The organism is Rhodococcus maanshanensis NBRC 100610 (assembly GCF_001894865.1).
Taxonomy (GTDB): domain Bacteria; phylum Actinomycetota; class Actinomycetes; order Mycobacteriales; family Mycobacteriaceae; genus Rhodococcus_G; species Rhodococcus_G maanshanensis.
The window spans coordinates 41,535-62,993 of sequence record NZ_BCXA01000021.1; the positions used below are offsets into that span (position 1 = coordinate 41,535).

A 21,459-nucleotide genomic window follows, 5' to 3' on the forward strand; every position below is an offset into this window, starting at 1 on the left:
TCGGCGACCGTCAGTCCGTCGATGCCGGTTCCCCGGCGGCGTCGGAGGTCGGTGCCTCGTCGGCAGAAGCCTCGTCGGCGGCTACCTCGACCGCGGGGGCCTCGTCAGCAGGAACCTCGTCCGCGGCTACCTCGACTGCGGGAACCTCGTCCGCGGGAGCCTCGTCAGCGGGGGCCTCCGCCTTCGGTTCCGGCAACGGGACCACTTCCACCGCGCCGTCGTCGAAGGCGTCGAACTGCGGGCTGCCCGCGCCGGTGGGCAACGTGGTGTCCGAGTGCGCGCCGCAGCCGTACTGCGCGTACACGACGTGGCCATCGGCGGCCATCTCGTTACCGCACACCCCGAACGCCACCCGCAGCGATCCGGCCAGCGGCAGGTAGAACCCGCACAGCTCGCAGGTGGACGGCGCGGCCTTGGCCATCTCGGAGTCGGGACCGTAGTCGCCCTCGCGCCAACGCTCCGCGGCGTCCAGCCTGCCCTCGAGACTCATGACCTGCTTGCGGCCGAGCCCGACCTCGAGCGCCACCTCGTCGACCACCGGGTCGCCGGTCGCCACGTAACCGGGCACCAGCCGCGGGTCGCCCGGCAGCGGGGCCAGCAGGTCGCCAGGAGAGAGATCGCCGGGGCGGATCCGCTCATCCCACGGAAGCCAGTCGGGCGCGGTCAGCGCGTCCGGACCGGGCAGCAGAGCCAGCTCACTGACCGTCGCGTGGTCGGATTCCGGGTCGGCCGCGAGCACCACTGCCCACTGCCAGCCGCGGTAACCGGGCAACTGCGCGGCGAACCGATGGGTCGCGGCGCACTCGCCCTCGGAGGTGACGCCAAGGTGTGCACCGACATCCCCCTCGCCGAGGTCGATCAACGCCTGACGGGCCAGGTCCACGGCATCGGCCAGGACGGGGCGCACGGGGGCAAGCTCGGGGGCAGATTGGGCACTCACACCCCCATTTTGCCGTATCGCGACAAATCATCGGCGCAACGGGCTGCAATGCTGGTCTGATGACCGGGCGACGGCTACCCCAGATCGCGGCCGCTGTGGCCGCCTTGATGCTTGCCGGCTGCGCGAACGCAGCCACGAATTCCGGCGCGGAACCGGACGCGGACAGCGTCGAGCGACTTCGCGTCGAGGTCGTGGGCGAGCGCCCACACGACCGCACGGCCTTCACGCAGGGCCTCGAGATCGCCGACGGCGAACTCCTCGAGGGCACCGGCCTGGCCGGACGGTCGGAGCTGCGGGCCGGCTCGCAGGAGACCGGCGTGGAGCGCCTCCGGGTGCCGGTGCCCGAGCAGATGTTCGGCGAGGGCATCACCGTCACCGGCGACACCGTCTGGCAGATCACCTGGCGCGACGGCGTGGCGATAGCCAGGGACCGCCACACCCTCGCCGAGCGCTCCCGCACGACGTACGAGGGCGAGGGCTGGGGCCTGTGCGCGCAGTCGGACCGCCTCGTGATGAGCGACGGCTCGGACACCCTCACCTTCCGCGACCCGGTCACCTTCGAACCGCGCGGCACCGTGGCGGTCACCCTCGACGGGCAACCCCAGGATCAGCTGAACGAACTCGAATGCGTCGGTGACACAGCGGTTTACGCGAACGTGTGGCAGACCCAACAGATCGTGCGGATCGATCCGGACTCCGGCCGGATCACCGCGGTGATCGACGCGTCGGGCCTGCTGACCGACGAGGAGAGCCGCTCGGTGGACGTGCTCAACGGGATCGCGGAAGTGCCGGGCACCGACCGGTTCCTGATCACGGGCAAGTACTACCCACGCATGTTCGAGGTCCGCTTCGTCCCCTGACACCCGCGACGGGCGAGGCGTGTGGTCCTTTGTCGCCCATCTAGGACAGAATTGACCCGTGACCGGACCACGCGTGCCCAACGATCCCGACGGGAGTCGGGCATCCGACGACCTCGGACCGGGCCGGAGCCATCCGGGATTCGAGAACTATCCGCCCACGCGTCGGACCTCGGCCCGCCGCGCGCCGCTGCCCCCGCTGCATCCCGTCGGTGACACCCGGCAGGGTTCCTCGGGTGAAGCCCGGCAGGCTTCCTCACCGAAGCCGCCGCCGATCCCCCGCAAGCTCACCGTCACCCGGGTTGCGGCGATGCGCAGCCGCGAGCTGACCAACCGAGGGATCGCCACCTTCCACCGGGCGGCCAAGGCCGACGGTGCGGAGAAGTCGGGACTGACAGCGCTGACGTATGCGGTCATGGCCAACTTCGCCACCGATGCCACCATCGCGGTCGCGCTGGCGAACACGCTGTTCTTCTCGGCCGCCACCGGCGAGGACAAGACCAAGGTCGCGCTGTACCTGTTGATCACCATCGCCCCGTTCGCGGTCATCGCCCCGCTGATCGGCCCGATGCTCGACCGGTTGCAGCATGGACGCCGGCTCGCCCTGGCGTCCTCGTTCGCGCTGCGCACCGTGCTGGCTGTCGTGCTGGTCTTCAACTTCGACAGCTGGGGCCTGTACCCGGCCGCGCTCGCGATGATGGTGCTGAGCAAATCCTTCTCGGTGCTCAAGAGCGCCGTCACCCCACGCGTACTGCCGCCGGAGATCGACCTGGTCCGGGTCAACTCGCGACTGACCGTCTTCGGCCTGATCGGCGGCACCATCGGCGCGGGTGCGGTGGCGGGCGTGCTCGCGCTCATCGTTGGATCGTCCTCGGGGCCGTTGTGGTTCGCCGCCGCCGTCGCCGCGCTCGGCGCGTACCTGAGCATGCGGATCCCGGCGTGGGTGGAGGTCACCGAGGGCGAGGTGCCCGCGACCCTGACCTATCACGGCGACGACGCGCGCACCGAGCCGATCGGCAAGGACGCAGGCGAGACGGTGAAAGCAGGCAAGCGGCGCCAGCCGCTCGGCCGCGCGGTCATCACGGGTCTCTGGGGTAACAGCACGATCCGGGTGCTCACCGGGTTCCTCACGCTCTACATCGCGTTCGTCGCGAAGTCCCGCACCGAACACGAGCCGATGGCGCAGGCGGCCATGCTGGCGCTGGTCGGCGCCGCGGCCGCGATCGGCAACTTCGCGGGCAACGCCACCGGCGCGCGCCTCAAGCTCGGCAGGCCGTCGGTGATCGTGCTGCGCTGCACGGCCGCCGTCACCGCGATCGCGATCATCGCCGCCCTCACCGACAGCCTGCTCACCGCGGCGCTCGCCACCCTGGTCGCGTCGGGCGCGAGCGCGCTGGCCAAGGTGTCGCTGGACGCCTCGCTGCAACACGACCTGCCCGAGGAGTCCATCGCGTCCGGCTTCGGTCGCTCGGAGACGGTGCTGCAGCTGAGCTGGGTCGTCGGCGGGGCGCTCGGCGTGCTGCTGCCCACCGAGTACTGGATCGGTTTCTCCGTGGTGTCGGTGCTGCTCGTGCTCGGCCTGGTCCAGACCTTCCTCACCTACCGGGGTTCGACGCTGCTCCCCGGCCTCGGTGGCAAACGCCCGAATGTGGCCAACCAGGAGATCACCCGACCGATCTCCGCGAACGCAGGGAACCGAACGTCGTGACCAAGACAAAGAAGATCGTCCTCATAGGGACCCTGGGGCTGCTGATCGCGCTCGCAGGGTTCGCAGCCGTCGTCACCGCGCTGGTGCGGGGCGCCGACGAGGAGCCGCCGACGGTCACCGCGTTCGCGGGCGGCAAGTCCCTCGTGGTGGAGCCGACCCAGTACTGCAACCTCTACCTGGAGGACTGCGTAGAGAACCCCGTGGCCGAGCTCAAGGTCCCCCGCGGCAAGCCGCTGCAGATCTCCCTGCCCGGCGACATCTCCGACGGGCTGTGGCGAGTGGTGATGGTCTACCAGCTGGACGACGGCAGGGTGGGCGTCGACGAGCGGTACCACTCGCCGGGCGAGTCCCTCGCGATCACCGTCGAGACCCCGGAGGGCATGCAGCTCAACGGCATCGAGATCCAGCAGCCGTCGGCCGTTGTCAACGAGCAGGGCCTGCCGTTGGTGCACGCGACGTGGGCGATCAAGACCGCCTGATCTGGTACGCCAACGCCGAGGGGCACCGTCTCGCGACGGTGCCCCTCGGCGTTGCTGTCTGGTGCGGCTAGCTGTCGAGCTCGCGGGCGACGGCGCGCACGACCTCGGAGATGCGCTGCGCGGTCTTGCGGTCCGGGTACTTGCCCTTGCGCAGGTCGGGCTGCACCTTGGCCTCGAGCAGGGTGATCATGTCCTCGACCATGCCGTGCAGCTCGTCGGGCGTGTGCTTGCGCACCGCGTCGTCCTTGCGGGCGCCACCGCCCTGCCGGATCGACGGCGCCGGATCGAGCACCTTCAGGCTCAGCGCCTGCGGACCACGACGTCCCGCGGCCATCCCGAACTCGACGCGCTGGCCCGCCTTCAGTCCCTCGACACCGTCGGGCAGCGCAGACGAACGGACGTAGACGTCCTCCCCTTCTTCCTGGGAGAGGAAGCCGAAGCCCTTTTCGACGTCGTACCACTTGACCTTGCCGGTAGGCACTGCGTTCACCTGCTCATCTACATAAATGAACGCGCCCCACCGTTTTGCGGGACGCGATGCAGCGCAGTCTACCCCCGCGTGCCCCTCCCGAGCACCGGGGTTTGCGGGGGATACGGTTGGAAGGTGGTCAGCCAATCCTCTCCCCGCGGCAACGGTCTCTTCCGTGCCGCGCTCCTGTTCTTCTTTGTCGGCGTGCTCGCCATCGTCGCGATCTTCGTGGTGGCCGCGACCGGCCACGAGCCCGGACTGGCGCTGTACCTGATCGCCCTCGCCTGCCCGGTCGGGTTCGTACTCGGCATCATTTTCGCGCTGCGGTCCGGGCGCCGCGTTCGAAGAGAGGGAAACCAATGAGAATCCTGCTCAACATCATCTGGCTGGTCTTCGGTGGCCTCTGGCTCGCGCTCGGCTACTTCGTCGCGGGCATCATCTGCTGCATCCTCATCATCACCATCCCGTTCGGGATCGCGTCGTTCCGGATCGGCGTCTACGCGCTGTGGCCGTTCGGCAAGACGGTGGTCGACAAGCCGACGTCGGGAATTGGCTCGCTGATCGGCAACGTGATCTGGCTGATCGTGGCGGGCATCTGGCTCGCCATCGGCCACGTGGTGAGCGCGATCGCGATGGCGATCACGATCATCGGGATCCCGCTCGCCATCGCGAACCTGAAGATGATCCCGATCTCGCTGATGCCGCTCGGCAAGGAGATCGTGGACGTCGGTTCGACGCCCACGACGTCAACGAGCTTCCCGGCATGACGCCGCCGCCCCGCGCCACCCCGGCTGCGGGGCGCGCGCTCCCCTCCCACCCACTTTTCCTCGGCTCACTCGCCGCCCTCGCGCTCGCGGTGATCGTCGCGCACGACCGGGTCGTCCCGATGGGGTACCCGCTGTGGGGCCTGTTCCAGAACGGTCTGGACCTGCTCGTCTACCGCAGCGGCGGCGCCACCGTGCTGCGCCCCGTCGGGCTCTACGACCACGCGCTGCACGGCGGCATGTGGTTCACCTATCCGCCGTTCTCGGCAATCCTGTTCGCCCCGCTCAACGCCGTGTCAGCCGAGCTCACCACCATCCTCGGATATCTCGCGAACTTCGCGATCCTCTACCTCGTCGTCCTGCTGTGCTGGCGACAGCTCGGGTATCGGCAGGACCGGCGGCTCTACGTGGCGACCGGGCTGATGACGGTCGTCTTCACCTGGCTCGAACCGGTCCGCACCACGATCTGGCTGGGCCAGATCAACCTCCTGCTGATGCTGCTGATCGTGTGGGATCTCGGACGCCCCGAGGGCAGCAGGTTGCGCGGCATCGGCGTCGGGATCGCGACCGGTATCAAGCTGACTCCCGGCTTGTTCATCGTCGAACTGCTCGTCACCCGGCAATGGCGCGCCGCGGCGACCGCGATCGCCGGTTTCCTCGCGACCGTCGTCGTCGGGTTCGTGGTGATCTTCTCGGACTCGTGGTCCTACTGGACCGCGGTGATCCTGCACTCGACGCGAATCGGCGAGACCGCGTGGCCCGCCAACCAGTCCGCCGCCGGGGTACTGGCCCGCTGGCTGGACGTCGCGGACCCGCCGCTGCTGCTGTGGGCGCTCTGCGCGGCCGCGCTGACCGCGCTCGGGCTCGGCGCCTCCTGGCTGGCCCACCAGCGCGGACAGGCACTGCTGGCCACCACCCTCTGCGGGTTGACCTCCGCGGCGGTCTCACCGTTCTCCTGGGGCCATCACTGGGTGTGGTTCGTACCGCTGCTCGTCCTGGCGATGCACCGCGCGCTCGGCGCCGGACGCGCGACCGCCTGGCTCCTGCCAGCGGCACTCGCGCTGCCGCTGCTCTGCTGGACCCATGAGTTCCCGGACGGCGTGCAGGCGATCGGCCTGTTCATGGTCCCCACCTCCGACGCCCTTGCTCCGTTATTCGCGGCGGTGTACCCGCTGATGTTCATCGTCGTCGCCGTCGCCACGTTGGTCGCGCTGCGCCCGAGCCCGCGACGACGCCGCGCGGAGCCCGAGGTCAGCCCCGATCGAAACTGTGATCTACCTCACATCACGGTAACGTAACAGGACGGTCTCGGGCCGAGGCGACCCAATCTGAGCTGCGAATATGTCCGGATGTTCGGGCGAAACGCCGAGAGAATCGAAATTTAGGTAACAGATGACTACACGGCCTCGGCCACGTACGGTCATCTGCGGCCGGAGAAGTTCGGCCAGATCCGATCCGCCGCGCCAAACCTCGTCCCGCGGAACCGGATTCCCACGAGTTACCCAGGGACGAGGACGGGGGACCCACGTCCCCGGTGGACACCGAGGAAAGCGTGCAAGCGCATTCCTCTTGGGGTGAAGCCAGACCCGCACCACCCAGGAGCGGCGAGGCCGGGCGACCTCTCAGCCCGAACCCGACAGCTGACCTCGCAGGCGCGTGAGGAGAGGAAAACCCGCATGAGCACTGGACGCCATCGCAAGCCCACGAACACCCGCCGCAACGCAGCCAAGGTCGTCGTGACCGGCGCAGTGTTGGGCGCAGCCGGCGCGGCCTTCGCGGCCCCGGCCAACGCAGCCCCCGATTCCGACTGGGACCGCCTCGCGCAGTGTGAAGCCGGCGGCAACTGGGGAATCAACACCGGCAACGGCTACCAGGGTGGACTGCAGTTCTCCCCCAGCACCTGGAACGCCCACGGTGGTGGCCAGTACGCCGCGACCGCCAACCAGGCCACCCGTGAGCAGCAGATCGCGGTCGCCGAGAAGGTCCTCGCCTCGCAGGGTTGGGGCGCCTGGCCGTCCTGCTCCTCGAGCCTCGGACTGACCAGCGGCTCGACCCCGCGCTCCGCCCCCGCCGCCGAGGTGGCTCCCGCGCCCGAGCTGCCCGCCGTGACCAGCCTCCCGACCACCGACGGCGCGGCCGACGTGCTCGACAGCCTCGACAGCGCACTCGACGCGGTCCAGGCCAAGGGCATCTCGATCGACCCGCAGATCGAGGCCCTCTACGAGCAGGCCAAGCTGAACCCCCAGGTCATCGACTTCCTGAAGGCCAACTCGGGTCTCCTGCCCCGCTGAGACTCCCCCTTCACGTGAAAGGCCCCGCACCTACGAGGTGCGGGGCCTTTCGCGTTCGGTATCCGAGGTCAGCGATTGATGACCGTGTGCGGGTGGGTGTAGGGCAGTTCAGAAACGGGAAGGGGGAACTCGGTGTCCTCCCCGAACGGGGACAGCCCACCGGAGCGGCTCGACGAGAGCTCCGTGACGGCATGATCGCCATCCTGGAGTTCCGGCGCCGGCCAGCCTGGATCTACGTATCGCTTGCTCGAATTGTTAGCCACGGTCCCATTTTGGCAGGAGCTCGCGCCGTGGTACACCCCAGGTCTCTAATCTGATAGTTGATGACCGATACCGAAGGTGCTGCCCCCGCCGCCGAATCACCTCACGGCGCCGCCGTGCCCGACAGCCTGCTCGCCTGGCTGACCGCGAGGACCGATGCGGAGTTGGCGGAGCTGCTCAGGCTGCGCCCGGATCTCGCGGTGCCGCCACCCGCGAACCTGGCGGTCCTTGCCGCGCGCGCCGAACAACGCGCATCGGTGCTCCGGGTGGCCGACGACCTGAACGTCCTCGAGCTCACCGTGATCGGGGTGCTCTCGCTCGAACGCGGCGCGGAGGTCGGGGTCAGGCGCGAGGTCCTCGCGGAGGCGCTCGCCGGACGGGCGCCGGTCAAGGCCGTCGACCGGGCCCTGAAGTCGCTGCGCGCCCGGGCACTGGTCTGGGGCGCGCAGGTGCTGCGGGTCGTCGCGACCGCGAACGACGCCGTCACCTGGCGGGTCGACCGGCCGCAGGAGCCGATGACCGCCGCGCAGGTCATCGCCGGCCTTGCGACCGTGACCGACGCCGAGCGCAGGCTGCTCGAAACCCTGGCCACCAGCTCACCGATCGGCCGCACCCGCGACGCCGCGCCCGGCACCCCGCCGGACCGGCCCGTGCAGCGTCTGCTGTCGCTTGGCCTGCTGTCCTGGGTGGACGAGCAGACCGTCGAGCTGCCCCACCAGGTCGGCCAGGCGCTGCGCGGCGAGACCATCACCGACCCGATGGCCCTCACCCCGCCGCCGATCCGCACCAACAAGCAGAAGATCGCGGACGTGAACGCGGTGGCGGCGGGTGAGGCGCTCGAACTGATCCGGCACTGCGAGGACCTGATCGCGGCCCTCGGCGATCAGCCGGCGCCGACCCTGAAGGCGGGCGGGCTCGGGGTCCGCGAGACCAGGCGCCTGGCGAAGGCGGCAGGCGTCGACGAGAACCGGGTGAGCCTGATCGTGGAGCTGCTGGCCGCGGCCGGCCTGATCGCGAGCGGCGCCCCCGACCCGGTTCCCGCCACCGACACCGGCGACGACTACTGGGCACCGACCGTCGCCGCGGATGCCTGGCTCAACACCGGCACCGCCCAGCGGTGGTACACCCTCGCCCACGGCTGGCTGGAGATGCCACGCAGGCCATGGGTGATCGGGCTGCGCGATCCCAACGACAAGGCGATCGCCGCGCTGTCCGAGGAGGTGCGCGCCTCCGGCGCACCCCGCGACCGCAAGTTCGTGCTCGAGCTGCTCGGTGAGCTCGCGCCCGGGCAGGGCGCGACCACGTCCGAGCTCGCCGCGCTGGTCGCGTGGCGGCGCCCGCGCTGGTCCGGCCGGTTCGGTGCAGGCGCCGTCGAGCACACCGTCGCCGAGGCGGCCGCTGTCGGCCTGATCGGCCGCGGCGCGCTCGCGTCGCCGGGACGCGGGCTGCTGCACGGGGCCACCGCGGAGGCCGTGGTCGCGGAGATGACGGCGAGCCTGCCCGCCCCCATCGACTACGTCCTGGTGCAGGCGGACCTGACGGTGATGGCCCCCGGCCCGCTCATCCCGGAGCTGCAGGAGCAGATCACCCTGGTCGCGGACATCGAATCGGCTGGCGCGGCCACCATGTACCGGATCCGGGAGGACAGCGTGCGACGGGCGCTCGACGCCGGGAAGAGCGCCTCGGAGCTGCACTCGCTGTTCGAGAAGCGCTCGAAGACGCCCGTGCCACAGGCCCTGACGTACCTCATCGACGACGTCGCGCGCAGGCACGGCCAGCTGCGGGCCGGGGTGGCGTCCTCGTTCATCCGCTGCGAGGACCCGGCGCTGCTCGCCGAGGTACTGGCCTCCGCGGTGGCCGAACAGCTCGCGCTGCGTGCCCTTGCCCCGACCGTCGCGATCTCGCAGGCGCCGCTGAGCGAGGTTCTCGACCAGCTCCGCTCGGCCGGGTTCGCACCGGCGGGAGAGGACTCCTCCGGCGCGATCGTGGACCTGCGACCGCGCGGCGCCCGGGTGCCGCGACGACGGACGCGTCCCGCATTCCGGATGCCGGCCGTCCCCACCGACGACCAGCTCGGGTCACTCGTCAGCCAGCTGCGTGCCGGCCAACGGGCCGCAACCGCCCCGCGCGGCCAGGGTGTGCGTTCGGACGGCAGCCGGGCGGGCGGCGCCGCGACGATGGCACTGCTGCAGCTGGCGGCGAAGGTCCGGCGCAGCGTGGCGATCGGCTACGTGGACGCGCAGGGAGTGGCGACGGAGCGCGTCGTCGATCCGGTCAGTGTCGGCGGCGGTCAGCTCGATGCGCTGGACCCGGAGACCGGGGCGGTCCGCCGGTTCACCCTGCACCGGATCACCTCGGTGAACCTCCTCGACTGATTCGGGGCCGCGCGGGCAGAAAAAGCACGCCCGCCTGCGCGACTGGCTTTTTCCTGGAAATGACGTATGGTCGGCCCCAGTGATTGCCACTTCGAATTCAGGAGCGACAATGGCAGACAAGAAACCGGGCAAGAGCCTGAAGAAACCGGCACAGTCCCTCAAGGAACGACGTGCCGAAAAAAGGGATCGCGCCGCAGATTCCGGAGATCTCATCAGAAAACGGAAACGCCACTGATGCGCACCCAGTCGACCGCACCACCCACCCCCCTTGTCCTCGACACCCTGCACAGCCGGATCGACGAACTGACCGGGGCGGCGATGTTCTCGAGCGCGCGGTCCAGTGGGTATCACGCCGCACTGCGGTCCGCCAGACTGTTCGTGCTCGATGAACGAGCACGGCAGTGCGAACTTCCAGAATGCCGCCCAACCGCAAAAAACAAGAAGGACCATCCGTGAAAAGAACACTTCTCGCCCTGGACCGAATTCAGGCCAGGCTGGAAAATGAACTCGACACCACGGAGGTCCGCACCGAGCGAGACGCCGGATACCGCTCCGGAATTTCCGAGGCGCTCGTGCACGTAATGGAGACGAAGAAAAGTGTAGCCACACAACGGTGACGCACTAAAAGTGAAGGGATTCTCCGGATCGCGGGAGAATCCCTTCACCTTTTTCGGCCACGGACACGGATCAGCCGGGACCGCCGGCGCCTGCGGCGACCACCCCACAGGAAAGTGTGGACAATGGAGTGGTTGTCTACGTAGGAGGCGCACGTGACCGACGGACCCTTGATCGTCCAGTCCGACAAGACCCTGCTCCTGGAGGTCGACCACGAGCTCGCCGGCCAGGCCCGCCAGGCCATCGCCCCGTTCGCCGAACTCGAGCGCGCGCCCGAACACGTGCACACCTACCGGGTGACCCCGCTGGCGTTGTGGAACGCGCGCGCGGCGGGCCACGACGCCGAACAGGTGGTGGACGCGCTGGTCACCTTCTCCCGGTACGCGGTCCCGCAGCCGCTGCTGGTCGACATCGTCGACACGATGGCACGGTACGGCCGGTTGCAGCTGGTCAAGAACCCCGCGCACGGCCTGACCCTGGTCAGCCTGGACCGAGCGGTGCTCACCGAGGTGATGCGGCACAAGAAGATCTCGCCGATGCTCGGCGCCATGGTCGACGAGGACACCGTCGTCGTGCACCCGAGCGAGCGCGGACACCTCAAGCAGATGCTGCTCAAGATCGGCTGGCCGGCCGAGGATCTCGCCGGGTACGTGGACGGCGAGGCGCACCCGATCGACCTCGCCTTCGACGAGGGGCACTGGGAGCTGCGGGACTACCAGGAGATGGCGGCCGACTCGTTCTGGGCCGGCGGTTCGGGCGTCGTGGTGCTGCCGTGCGGCGCGGGCAAGACGATGGTCGGCGCGGCTGCGATGGCGAAGGCGAAGGCCACGACGCTGATCCTGGTCACCAACACCGTCGCGGGCAGGCAGTGGAAACGGGAGCTGATCGCCAGGACCTCGCTGACCGAGGAGGAGATCGGCGAGTACTCGGGCGAGCGCAAGGAGATCCGGCCGGTCACCATCGCGACCTACCAGGTGATCACCCGTCGCACCAAGGGCGAGTACAAGCACCTGGAGCTGTTCGACTCCCGCGACTGGGGCCTGGTGATCTACGACGAGGTGCACCTGCTGCCCGCGCCGGTCTTCCGGATGACGGCGGACCTGCAGTCGAGGCGCCGCCTCGGCCTGACGGCGACCCTGGTCCGCGAGGACGGGCGCGAGGGCGACGTGTTCTCGCTGATCGGTCCCAAGCGGTACGACGCGCCGTGGAAGGACATCGAGGCGCAGGGCTGGATCGCGCCCGCGGACTGCATCGAGGTCCGGGTCACGCTGACCGATGCCGAGCGGATGGCCTATGCCACCGCGGAGCCGGAGGAGCGCTACAAGCTGTGCTCGACGGCACACACCAAGATCGCGGTGGTGAAGTCGATCCTCGACCGGCACCCGGATTCGCCGACCCTGGTCATCGGCGCCTACCTCGACCAGCTCGAGGAGCTCGGCGAGGCGTTGGACGCGCCGGTCATCCAGGGGTCGACGAAGAACAAGGAACGCGAGGCGCTGTTCGACGCGTTCCGGCGCGGCGAGATCCAGACGCTGGTGGTGAGCAAGGTCGCGAACTTCTCCATCGACCTGCCGGAGGCGTCCGTCGCGGTGCAGGTCTCGGGGACCTTCGGTTCCCGGCAGGAGGAGGCGCAGCGGCTCGGCCGCCTGCTGCGCCCCAAGCACGACGGGGGCCAGGCGCACTTCTACTCGGTCGTCGCCCGCGACACGCTGGACGCCGAGTACGCCGCGCACCGCCAACGCTTCCTCGCCGAACAGGGCTATGCGTACCGGATCACCGATGCTGACGACCTGCTCGGTCCGACCATCGGGTAGGCCCAGTCATCGGGTAGAAAGGGGACCGTGCGCAACTTCGAGTTCCCCGTCGACCACTCCCATGCCAACTCCGTCAACGAGACGGTCGGCGACGTCAAGCGGCTCCGGGTCTCGGCGATCGTCACCGCCCTGTTGCTGGCCGGGCTCGCGGCCTGGCTGATCTACCTGGCCCATCCGTGGTCCTACATCGTCGGCGCGGTGGTCGCGCTGCTGGCCGTCACGTCGCTCTGGGTGGCGTTCTGGGCGCCGAAGAAGGTCGGTTCGGTCGAGAAGCTCTACGCCGAGGGCCCGCTGGTGCCCGCCGTGGTTGCGGTGGCCCGGCCCCGAGGTGCCACGCTGCTGGCGCTGGTGGACGTCGCGAAACCGTCCGCCGATCGCCCGCACTATGCCCTGGTCACCCGCAACATCCGGGCGCTGCCGGGGCATTCGCTGACCAACGTCGGCGAGCGGGTGCCCTCGATCGCGGTACTCTCCGACCGCAGCACCAGGTCCACCGCGGACACCTGGCAGATGGTCAGCCCGATGCCGATCGCCTGGGGCACCAAGGACCAGAAGGTGATCCGGCGGGCGGCGGACTCGATCAGCGGCGCGGAGTGGAAACTGCTGGCGAAGTCGATCCCGCTGGCCGAGCAGGTCCCGCGCGCCGAGAACCAGCAGATCCCCATCGACCTGTAGATAGCTCGAATTGTTTTACACAACAGTATATTTCGCGATTTACGACCCGGACGATTCCCACATGGGACACTGCCCTGGCAGTTCTGTCGATCATCGACGCCGAACTTCTTCGCACCCATCCGGAAGGGATCCACATGCCATCAGGAATCGGACGTCGACTCGCGACAGCAGTGGCCGTCACAGCGGCGCTCGCGGGAGGGACGGTCGTCGGCGCCGGACCCGCCGCTGCCGGCTCAATCGAGACATCTGCGCCGTATTTCGGATCCCTCACTGGCGACAACTTGGAGGAGGATCCCGGTCGCCTGATCCTCAACGAGGTATTCGAGAGCTGGATCGACCTGCAATGCGCAGTCGCGCCCGATGCCGGTTCGATTGATTGCGACTGGAGTCCTCCCTCTATGGTCGGAATTGGATAACCCGTCGACGAGGCCACCCGAACCTGATCACGTCACCGGCGTGTACTCCTGCTCGGGTCGGCCGGTCGCGTCGTAGCGCAACTGCGTGCGCAGCCGCCCCTTCGCGACCAGCGCGGCCACGTACCGCTGGGCGGAAGGCGCGGGAGACACCGATCCCGGTGGCGACCTCCGAGGCGGACAGGCTGCGGACCGTCGGCGAGCCAGCGGGTATGGCACCTCTGACCGCACCCCTCCGATACCGCACCGAGAACGAAAGCGGCGCGCTGTAGTTCGCGGACCAACTCGATCAGCGGCGCCGAGTGGAAGCTGCTGGCGAGTCGATCCCGCTGGCCGAGCAGGTCCCGCGCGCCGAGAACCAGCAGATCCCCGTCGACCCGGCGGACCTGCGCTAGCCGAGCTCCGGCCAGCCCTCGGCCTGCGCCCGCGGATCCTCGTAGAGCAGGCCCGCTACCCACTCGTCGCGCCTGCGCCCGCGCTGTAGACCGCCCGCGCGCAGCGTGCCCTCGAATCGGAAGCCCACCCGCCGCGCCACGGACGCGGACTGCTTGTTGCCGACATAGGCGCGCCACTCGATCCGTTCCAGCGCCATCCCGTCCGGGCGGAAACCGAAGTCGCACACCAGGTTCACCGCCCTGGCCATCAGGCCGCGGCCACGGACCGCCTGGTTCAACCAGAAGCCGATGTCCGCGGCCGAGTCGTCGCGGCAGGCGAGACCGATCATCCCGACCACGGCGCCCGCGGGCGTGTGCCGCATCGCCCAGGTGGGGCTGCGGTCCGCCCACCCGACGGGCACCACCCGCTCGACGAACCGTTGCGCGTCGTCGTGGGTGTACGGCACCGGCAGCGTGGTCCACTCCCCCACCGCCTCGTCCTGACAGCACCTGACGATGGACTCGACGTCGCCTGGTCCAGGCGGCGTCAGCCACAGACCCTCGTCGTTGAGCGATTCCACGAACATGCCAGCTCCTGCCTCGCGTACCTACCCTGCCAGCGCGGGGATCACCTCGCGTTCGAACAGTTCGATCCCCGAGGTGTCGTACGCGGCCTCGGGGAAGTAGCAGATCCCGTAGCTCAGGCCCTGATCACGCAGGGCGGTCAGGTTGTCGATGATCTGCTCGGGCGTCCCGACCCCTGGCATCCCGCGGAACGCCGCCATCGAGGCCTCCGCGAGGTCCTCGCCGACGAATCTCGCCATCCTGGCCTTGGTCGCGGCCAGGCGGTCCTCGACCTCCGCCTCGGTGGCACCGATCGCGACGTTGTAGTTCGCCGAGCGCACGATCGCATCGAAGTCGGTGCCGACCGCCGCGCAGTGCTCCTTGAGCACGGCGGACTTCTGGGGGAAGCCCTCGAGGGTGCCGTCGAAATTGGTGTACTGGGCGTACTTCGCCGCGATCTTCAGGGTCACCTTCTCGCCGCCGCCCGCGATCCACAGCGGGATCCCGCCCTCCTGCAGCGGCAGCGGGCGGACGATCGCTCCGTCGACCCGATAGTGCGCGCCGTCCAGGGTCGCGGACCCGGTGGTCCAGGCCTGCCTCAGGATCTGCACGCCCTCGTCGAGACGGGCCAGACGCTCACCGGCGGACGGGAATCCGTAGCCGTAGGCCCGCCATTCGTGTTCGTACCAGCCCGCGCCGATGCCCATCTCGATGCGGCCACCCGAGATCAGATCCGCGGTGGCGGCGATCTTGGCCAGGTAGGCGGGGTTCCGGTAGCTCATCGCGGTGCACATCTGCCCAAGGCGGATGGTGGAGGTCACCGCACCGAGCGCGGACATGAGCGACCAGGCCTCGTGGGTGGCCTGGTCGGTCGGCGCGGGCACGGTGTGGAAATGGTCGTACACCCAGGCCGACTCCCACGGTCCGGATTCGGCCCGCAGCGTGACCGACTTCATCGCGTCCCACTGCTCGGCCGGGTCGATGCCAACCAGATCCAGACGCCAGCCCTGCGGTACGAACATCCCGAAACGCATGGGGGTGATCCTACCGAGGAGCCGGCCCGCCCATCAGGCTTCGCTCATGCACTGTTCCTGGCCCGCGACGCGGCGAACTGGCTGGACGGATGCGCCAACCCGTAGTGCCCGCGCAGGGTCGACGCCGTGTACTCCGCACGGAACAGCCCGCGGCGTTGCAGGATCGGCACGACCTGGTCGACGAAATCGGTCAGACCCCCCGGCAGGTAGGGCGGCATGATGTTGAAGCCGTCGGCCGCCCCCTGCTCGAACCACAGCTGGAGCTCGTCCGCGATCTGCTCCGGGGTGCCCGCGAAAGTCCGATGCCCGCGTCCGCCCCCGAGCAGGCCGATCAGCTCGCGCACCGTCAGTGCGTCGGACTCGGCCAGTTCCTTGACCAGTTCGTAGCGGCTCTTGTTGCCCTGGATCTCGTGCACGGACGGCAGCGGCGGCAGCGGCGCATCGAGCGAGTGCGCGGTCAGGTCGACGCCGAGTATGGCCGACAGCTGCCGAAGCGCGTAGTCCGGCGAGATCAGCTCCGTGAACTCCCGCTCCAGCTCCCGCGCCTCCGACTCGGTCGGCGCGATGAAGGGCACGATCCCCGGCAGCACCTTCAGCTCGTCCGCGTGCCTGCCGTGCGCGGTCACCCGCGCCTTGAGGTCCCGGTAGAACTCCTGACCCTGGGCGAGCGTGCGTTGCGCGGTGAACACGGCCTCGGCGTAACGCGCCGCGAAGTCCTTCCCGCTCTCGGACGACCCCGCCTGCACCAGCAGGGGACGGCCCTGCGGCGAGCGCGGTGAGTTCAGCGGGCCACGGATCCGGAAGTGCGCGCCGGCGTGGTCGATCGCGTGCACCTTGTCCGGGTCGGCGAACACGCCCGTGTCCGGGTCGAGTACGACGGCATCGTCCTCCCAGCTGTCCCAGAGCGCGACCGCGGCATCGACGAACTCCTCGGCCCGCTGATACCTGCCGAGGTGGTCGGGGATGGCGTCGAGACCGAAGTTCGCTGCCTCGTCCTCGCCCGCGCTCGTGACGATGTTCCAACCGGCCCTGCCGCCGCTGATGTGGTCGAGCGAGGCGAACTTGCGGGCGGTGGTGAACGGATCGCTGTACGTGGTCGAGGACGTCGCGATCAACCCGATGTGCTCGGTGGCGCCCGCGATCGCGGTGAGCAGGGTGACCGGCTCGAAGGTGGCCAACGCGTTGTGCTTGATGCGCGGGCCGACCGCGAGCCCGTCAGCGAAGAACACCGAATCGAGCTTGCCGCGTTCGGCGATCCGGCCGAGCTCGGCGAAATGCCCGACCGATCGCACGTCGTCGGCGTTGGTACGTGGATGACGCCAGGCCGCCTCGTGATGGCCGACGCCCATGAGGAAGGCGTTGAGATGAAACTGCTTGGACCGCTGAGACATTGCGATGAACTCCTTAGATCGGACCGACACGCCAGCGGGACAGGCGGCGCTCGGCGAGGACGAGGATCCCGTTGAAGACGAGGCCGAGAAGCGAGATCGCGATGATCCCGGCGTACATCTTCGGGATCTGGAAGTTGTACTGAGAGGCGGTGATCAGATAGCCCAGTCCTGCCTTCGCGCCGACCATCTCCGCGGCGATCAGGACGAGGATCGAGGACGCGGCCGCCATCCGGATGCCGGTGAAGACGGTCGGGACGGCCGCGGGCAGGATCACCTTCTGGAACAGCCGGATCGGCGTGAGGCCGAGCGACAGTGCGGATTTGACCAGTAGCGGGTCCACCGTTCGGACTCCCGAAATGGTGTTCAACAGGATCGGGAAGGTGCTCGCGTAGATCACAAGGGCGACCTTCGAGGTCTCGCCGATGCCGAGCACGAGGACGAAGACCGGGAGCAACGCCAGCGCCGCCGTGTTGCGGAGCAGCTCGAGGATCGGGTTCACGAACTCGGCCACCGGCCGGTACCACGCAATGGCGACACCGAGCGGGATGGCGATCGCGATGGCGATCGCGAACCCGGTCAGCGCCCTGCTCAGGCTCGCGGAGGCGTGGTTCCACAGCTCGCCGCTGGCGGCCAGGTCACCGAAGGCGCCGGCCACCACGGAGAACGGCGGCAGGAACACCTTGTCGACAAGGCCCAGCCTGGGGGCGAGCTCCCACAGCAGCAGGAACAGGCCGATCGCCAGCGATGGCTTGAGTATCCGCCAGGCCGCGGCGCGAGCCGCCCGGCCGCCGCGGGCGAGAGTGCCCTGGCGCGGCGGCGCCGCCGGCGCGGAGCGCGGCACCCGACCGGCGGCGACCGGCGGCACGAGCAGTTCGACACTAGACATGAGCCGCCTCCTTCTTCACGGCACCAGGCGCCTCGAGCTCCTGGTGTTGAGCACGCGCCACCTCGCCCTGCAATTGGCTCCAGATGTGATGCCGGAACTCCCGGAATCGCGGGCCGGAGCGGACATCCTCTGCGCTGCGGTCGATGTCGATGTCGACCACCGTCTTCACGCGACCCGGTCGCGAGGTGAGCACGGCCACCCGCTGGCCGAGGTACACGGCCTCGTCGATGCCGTGCGTGATGAACAGGATGGTCTTGCCGGTGGCGCGCCAGATCCGCAGCAACTCGTCCTGCAGCGATTCCCTGGTCTGGGCGTCGAGCGCCGCGAACGGCTCGTCCATCAGCAGCACCTCGGGGTCGAAGGCCAGGCTCCGCGCGATCGCGACCCGCTGCTTCATCCCGCCCGACAGTTCGTGCGGGTACCGGTCGCCGAACCCGTGCAACCCGACCAGTTCGAGATAATGGCCGGCGATCTCCCGTCGTTGCCGCTTCGGCAGACCCTTTGCCTCCAAACCGAACTCGATGTTGTGCAGCGCCGTCCGCCACGGCAGCAGCGCGTACTGCTGAAAGACGATCCCGCGGTCGAGGCCGGGACCGGTGATCGGTTGACCTTCGAGCAGGATCCGCCCGGACGACGGTGTGGTCAGGCCACCGAGAAGATCCAGCAGCGTGGACTTGCCGCAGCCGCTCGGACCCACAAGGACCAGGAACTCACCGGCCGCGACGTCGATGCTGATGTCCTCGATCGCCGTGAACCGGGCGTCGGACCCGCGGATACCGAAGTGCTTGCTGACCCGGTCCAGCCGGAGTTTGGGTTCGGCGGTCATTTCGCTGCCCCCAACGCTTGCCCGTCGGCGCCGCTGGTGGCGGCGTAGGCGCCGTTCGCATACGGGTTGTACTCGTTCGTGAACAGGTCGGCCGCCTTCAACTCACCCGGCTTCAGCTCGCCGTTCCTGACCAGCCAATCGACCCAGGTCTGCAACTCGCGGTCGGCGATGACCGCACCCGCGACCGGGATGCCGGGGCTGCGCCAGTAGTCCGTGAGCTGCGTGTTCTCGTTGCGACCGCGCTTACCGATGATCTCCCTGAACCTGGCCACGACCTCGTCCCGCGGCGTGGTCTGGGTCCATCGGACCGCCCGCGCGGTGCCCTGTACGAAATCCTTTGTCGCCTCGGGGTTCTTGGCGATGAAGTCGTCACGCAGAACGTAGGTGCCGTAACTGAAGTCGCCGAAGATGGCCGAATCCGTGAAGAGCGGGCGCAGGCCGCCGCGGCCGACGGCAGTCTCCCGGAAGACGCCCTTGAGCGCGGCGACGTCGATCTGACCTTCCCTCAGCGCCTGCTCGGTGTTGATCGGGGGAACCACGATCAACTCGACCTGCTTGATCTCGTCGGGCGAGAGTCCCTGCTGGGCCAGCCATTCGCGCACCACGAATTCATGGTGGGCGCCAAGGGTGTTCATGCCGACCTTCTTGCCGATCAGGTCCCGCGCGCCTGCGATCGGCGCGCCGTCGAGCACGAAGTACCCGGTGAAGTCACCCTGGTCGGCGCCGTACGAGCTCACCACCGAGGTGATCGGGGAACCCGCGGCGCGAAGCTTGACGACCGCGCCGTTGAATGCCATCCCGAAGTCGGTCTGCCCGGTGGCCACGGACTGGATGTCCTGTGGACCGCTGGTGGTGTCACCCACCCATTTCGGCTCGATGCTCTCGAAGTAGCCGAGGTCCGCCGCCAACTCCGGGAAGGTGACCTGTCCGGCCGCACCCTGGTAGCGCAGCACGGCCTTGCCGTCCGCGGTCTGCTCGGCCTCGGACGACCCCGAGCAGGCGCCGACCAGTGAACCGATCGTCAGGAGCGCGGCAAGGGCCGCGAGTGCGCGCAGGGGTCGCTGCGTTGATCGTCTCTTGGGCGTCGGTGATGCCATGGTCTGAGTCCTCGGGTTGGGCGACTGGATGGTTCGTCAAAGATGACGGACGCCGCGACCATCGGGAACAGTTCGGTTCACCGGGGTTTTAAGTCGAACCACTTCGTAGAATCGATGCCATGGGCACCGTCGCACTCGCCGAGACCTTCGAATCCCACCGCCGTCACCTGTTGTCGGTCGGCTACCGGATGACCGGCAGCGTGTCCGACGCCGAGGACGCCGTGCAGGAGGCCTGGCTCCGGCTGAGCGAGACCGACACCGATTCCGTCCGCGACCTGCGCGCCTGGTTGACCACCGTGGTCGGACGGATCTGTCTCGACCACCTTCGCAGCGCCGCCGTCCGGCGCGAAAGCTATGTCGGGCAGTGGCTTCCGGAGCCGATCGTGATGCCCCTGGAGTCCTCGGGGTCGATCGACCCACTGGAAGCCGTTGTGCGCGAGGAGGACGCGCGGTTGGCTGCGATGGTCGTACTCGACACCCTCGGACCGGATCAGCGCACCGCGTTCGTGCTGCACGACGGGTTCGGCGTCCCGTTCGACGAGATCGCGGGGATTCTCGGCACCTCGACCGCCGCGACCCGGCAACTGGCGTCGCGCGGACGGCGCGCGGTGGCGGGCGCCGAGAAGCCGACCCCGGACGACGAGCACGCGGAGGCGGTGGGCCGGCTGATGGCCGCGATGGCGACCGGCGACCTCCAGGCCGTGTTGGACGCGCTGCACCCGGACGCCCTGGTGATCGGCGACGCCAACGGCACCACCCGCACGGCCGTCAATGTCATCCACGGGTCCGAGAAGTTCGCCCGCTTCTTCCTCGGCCTGATCAATCGCTATGGGGCGCAGGCTTTCCTGGCGATCGAACCGGCCATGGTGAACGGCCAGCTCGGTTTCTTCACGCACGGGTCGCCCGGGGACGAGACACACCCGGGCTTCCCGTCGCGCGTCGGCGGCTTCACGGTCCGAGACGGCAAGGTGAGCGCCGCCTATGACATCGCGAACCCGGAGAAGTTCGCGGGCATCAGGCTCCAGGACCGGCCTGCCCCGTGACCGCCTGATCGGCCCACGGCACCCGGCACGCATCTCCCGAGTTGAACCCCTGCTCGGTGATCCCGAGCGCAGAGTACATCCGGGCCCGCATGTTCTCGAGCCCGATCTGATAGGTCAGTTCGACGACCCCGTCCTTGCCGAACCGGCGTTCCAGGTCCGCCACCTGCTCGTCGGTCACGGTGCCGGGAGTCGCCGTCACCGCATCGGCGTAGGCGATCGCCGCGCGCTCGTCCTCGCTGTAGAGCGGGGAGTTTTCGTAGTCGCCGATCTTCTGGAGCCGCTCGATGTCGAGGCCGTCGAGGCGCTGCAGCATGGTGCCGAAGTCCACGCACCAGGAGCATCCGACGGTCCACGCGACGCGGAACACCGCCAGCTCTCGGACGTTCGCGGGCAGCACCTTCGAGGCCTTCTCCGCCGCCATCTCGTGCCGGGCGCAGGCCACGAAGAGCTTGCGATGGTTCGCCAGCACGGTGAAGGGCTCGGGCACCGCGCCGAACCTGCGGCTGGCGAACTTGTAGGCCACCTTGATCAGCAGTCCGGCATCCTTCGGAGCCACCGGCTGGATTCGAGTCATGACGCCCTC

The 21,459-nt window shown here is 69.0% G+C and carries 23 protein-coding genes and 1 riboswitch; of the genes, 12 read left to right on the forward strand and 11 right to left on the reverse strand.

Going from position 1 to position 21,459, the window contains the following annotated elements; all coding sequences use genetic code 11:
• Positions 1-10: 10 nt before the first annotated feature.
• Positions 11-940, reverse strand: coding sequence for a DUF3027 domain-containing protein (locus RM1_RS11425; RefSeq protein WP_174562944.1), 930 nt, complete (start codon positions 938-940; stop codon positions 11-13).
• A gap of 59 nt (positions 941-999) precedes the next feature.
• Between RM1_RS11425 and RM1_RS11430 the strand changes: the two genes are divergently transcribed.
• From RM1_RS11430 to RM1_RS11440, 3 genes are read left to right on the forward strand one after another with little or no spacing between them, the layout of a single operon-like run.
• Entirely contained in the window at positions 1,000-1,800 is an 801-nt protein-coding gene (locus RM1_RS11430; protein WP_072751467.1) for a glutaminyl-peptide cyclotransferase, read from the forward strand.
• Between the two features lie 58 nt (positions 1,801-1,858).
• Entirely contained in the window at positions 1,859-3,505 is a 1,647-nt protein-coding gene (locus RM1_RS11435; protein ID WP_072751468.1) for an MFS transporter, read from the forward strand.
• Positions 3,502-3,984 carry a DUF2771 domain-containing protein gene (locus RM1_RS11440; protein WP_072751469.1) on the forward strand — a complete coding sequence of 161 codons (483 nt, stop codon included), beginning with the start codon at positions 3,502-3,504 and terminating at the stop codon, positions 3,982-3,984. Before RM1_RS11435 ends, RM1_RS11440 begins: the two co-directional genes overlap by 4 nt.
• Positions 3,985-4,051: 67 nt before the next feature.
• Here RM1_RS11440 and RM1_RS11445 read toward each other — a convergent pair whose 3' ends face one another.
• Positions 4,052-4,465 carry a cold-shock protein gene (locus tag RM1_RS11445; RefSeq protein ID WP_027500971.1) on the reverse strand — a complete coding sequence of 138 codons (414 nt, stop codon included), beginning with the start codon at positions 4,463-4,465 and terminating at the stop codon, positions 4,052-4,054.
• 123 nt (positions 4,466-4,588) lie between these two features.
• On the opposite strand from RM1_RS11445, the gene RM1_RS11450 reads away from it, so the two are divergent.
• The 4 genes from RM1_RS11450 to RM1_RS11465 all read left to right on the forward strand — a co-directional run bounded on the left by RM1_RS11450 (position 4,589) and on the right by RM1_RS11465 (position 7,508).
• A complete protein-coding gene (locus RM1_RS11450; RefSeq protein ID WP_027500972.1) occupies positions 4,589-4,816 on the forward strand; it encodes a hypothetical protein in 228 nt (75 codons plus the stop codon).
• Positions 4,813-5,220 (forward strand): YccF domain-containing protein, encoded by a 408-nt coding sequence (locus tag RM1_RS11455; protein ID WP_072751470.1) that lies wholly within the window; start codon positions 4,813-4,815, stop codon positions 5,218-5,220. Before RM1_RS11450 ends, RM1_RS11455 begins: the two co-directional genes overlap by 4 nt.
• Positions 5,217-6,515: a glycosyltransferase 87 family protein gene (locus RM1_RS11460; protein ID WP_072751471.1), complete on the forward strand. Its 1,299-nt coding sequence runs from the start codon at positions 5,217-5,219 to the stop codon at positions 6,513-6,515. The genes RM1_RS11455 and RM1_RS11460 overlap by 4 nt, the downstream gene beginning before the upstream one ends.
• A gap of 168 nt (positions 6,516-6,683) precedes the next feature.
• Positions 6,684-6,888, forward strand: a riboswitch (cyclic di-AMP (ydaO/yuaA leader).
• A gap of 5 nt (positions 6,889-6,893) precedes the next feature.
• Positions 6,894-7,508, forward strand: a complete 615-nt coding sequence (locus tag RM1_RS11465) for a transglycosylase family protein (RefSeq protein WP_072751472.1) — start codon at positions 6,894-6,896, stop codon at positions 7,506-7,508.
• 68 nt (positions 7,509-7,576) lie between these two features.
• On the opposite strand, the gene RM1_RS26790 is transcribed toward RM1_RS11465, so the two are convergent.
• Positions 7,577-7,771, reverse strand: coding sequence for a hypothetical protein (locus RM1_RS26790; RefSeq protein ID WP_072751546.1), 195 nt, complete (start codon positions 7,769-7,771; stop codon positions 7,577-7,579).
• A 60-nt stretch (positions 7,772-7,831) separates the two neighbouring features.
• On the opposite strand from RM1_RS26790, the gene RM1_RS11475 reads away from it, so the two are divergent.
• From RM1_RS11475 to RM1_RS11490, 4 genes are all read left to right on the forward strand, one after another.
• Positions 7,832-10,144, forward strand: coding sequence for a helicase-associated domain-containing protein (locus RM1_RS11475; RefSeq protein WP_072751473.1), 2,313 nt, complete (start codon positions 7,832-7,834; stop codon positions 10,142-10,144).
• Positions 10,145-10,253: 109 nt separating this feature from the next.
• Positions 10,254-10,379 (forward strand): hypothetical protein, encoded by a 126-nt coding sequence (locus tag RM1_RS27035; RefSeq protein ID WP_281252137.1) that lies wholly within the window; start codon positions 10,254-10,256, stop codon positions 10,377-10,379.
• A 535-nt stretch (positions 10,380-10,914) separates the two neighbouring features.
• On the forward strand, positions 10,915-12,573 hold the full coding sequence (locus RM1_RS11485) for a DNA repair helicase XPB (RefSeq protein WP_027500977.1): 1,659 nt from the start codon (positions 10,915-10,917) through the stop codon (positions 12,571-12,573).
• A 27-nt stretch (positions 12,574-12,600) separates the two neighbouring features.
• Positions 12,601-13,248: a DUF3239 domain-containing protein gene (locus RM1_RS11490; RefSeq protein ID WP_072751475.1), complete on the forward strand. Its 648-nt coding sequence runs from the start codon at positions 12,601-12,603 to the stop codon at positions 13,246-13,248.
• Positions 13,249-13,691: 443 nt separating this feature from the next.
• Here RM1_RS11490 and RM1_RS11495 read toward each other — a convergent pair whose 3' ends face one another.
• The 7 genes from RM1_RS11495 to RM1_RS11525 form a co-directional block, all read right to left on the reverse strand.
• The gene (locus RM1_RS11495; protein WP_425528690.1) at positions 13,692-13,814 is read right to left on the reverse strand and encodes a hypothetical protein; all 123 of its coding nucleotides are present in this window, start codon (positions 13,812-13,814) and stop codon (positions 13,692-13,694) included.
• A 238-nt stretch (positions 13,815-14,052) separates the two neighbouring features.
• On the reverse strand, positions 14,053-14,622 hold the full coding sequence (locus RM1_RS11500; RefSeq protein ID WP_072751476.1) for a GNAT family N-acetyltransferase: 570 nt from the start codon (positions 14,620-14,622) through the stop codon (positions 14,053-14,055).
• A 21-nt stretch (positions 14,623-14,643) separates the two neighbouring features.
• Positions 14,644-15,633: an LLM class F420-dependent oxidoreductase gene (locus tag RM1_RS11505; RefSeq protein WP_072751477.1), complete on the reverse strand. Its 990-nt coding sequence runs from the start codon at positions 15,631-15,633 to the stop codon at positions 14,644-14,646.
• 44 nt (positions 15,634-15,677) lie between these two features.
• Positions 15,678-17,024 (reverse strand): LLM class flavin-dependent oxidoreductase, encoded by a 1,347-nt coding sequence (locus tag RM1_RS11510; protein WP_072751478.1) that lies wholly within the window; start codon positions 17,022-17,024, stop codon positions 15,678-15,680.
• 13 nt (positions 17,025-17,037) lie between these two features.
• Entirely contained in the window at positions 17,038-17,910 is an 873-nt protein-coding gene (locus RM1_RS11515) for an ABC transporter permease (RefSeq protein WP_072751479.1), read from the reverse strand.
• Positions 17,903-18,736: an ABC transporter ATP-binding protein gene (locus tag RM1_RS11520; protein WP_072751480.1), complete on the reverse strand. Its 834-nt coding sequence runs from the start codon at positions 18,734-18,736 to the stop codon at positions 17,903-17,905. The genes RM1_RS11515 and RM1_RS11520 overlap by 8 nt, the downstream gene beginning before the upstream one ends.
• A complete protein-coding gene (locus RM1_RS11525; protein ID WP_072751481.1) occupies positions 18,733-19,833 on the reverse strand; it encodes an ABC transporter substrate-binding protein in 1,101 nt (366 codons plus the stop codon). Before RM1_RS11525 ends, RM1_RS11520 begins: the two co-directional genes overlap by 4 nt.
• 119 nt (positions 19,834-19,952) lie before the next feature.
• Here RM1_RS11525 and RM1_RS11530 point away from each other — a divergent pair, with 119 nt between their 5' ends.
• Complete coding sequence (locus RM1_RS11530; RefSeq protein ID WP_072751482.1) at positions 19,953-20,876, forward strand: sigma-70 family RNA polymerase sigma factor; 924 nt, start codon at positions 19,953-19,955, stop codon at positions 20,874-20,876.
• Here RM1_RS11530 and RM1_RS11535 read toward each other — a convergent pair.
• Positions 20,848-21,450, reverse strand: a complete 603-nt coding sequence (locus tag RM1_RS11535; RefSeq protein ID WP_072751483.1) for a carboxymuconolactone decarboxylase family protein — start codon at positions 21,448-21,450, stop codon at positions 20,848-20,850. The genes RM1_RS11530 and RM1_RS11535 overlap by 29 nt on opposite strands.
• Positions 21,451-21,459: the final 9 nt, after the last annotated feature.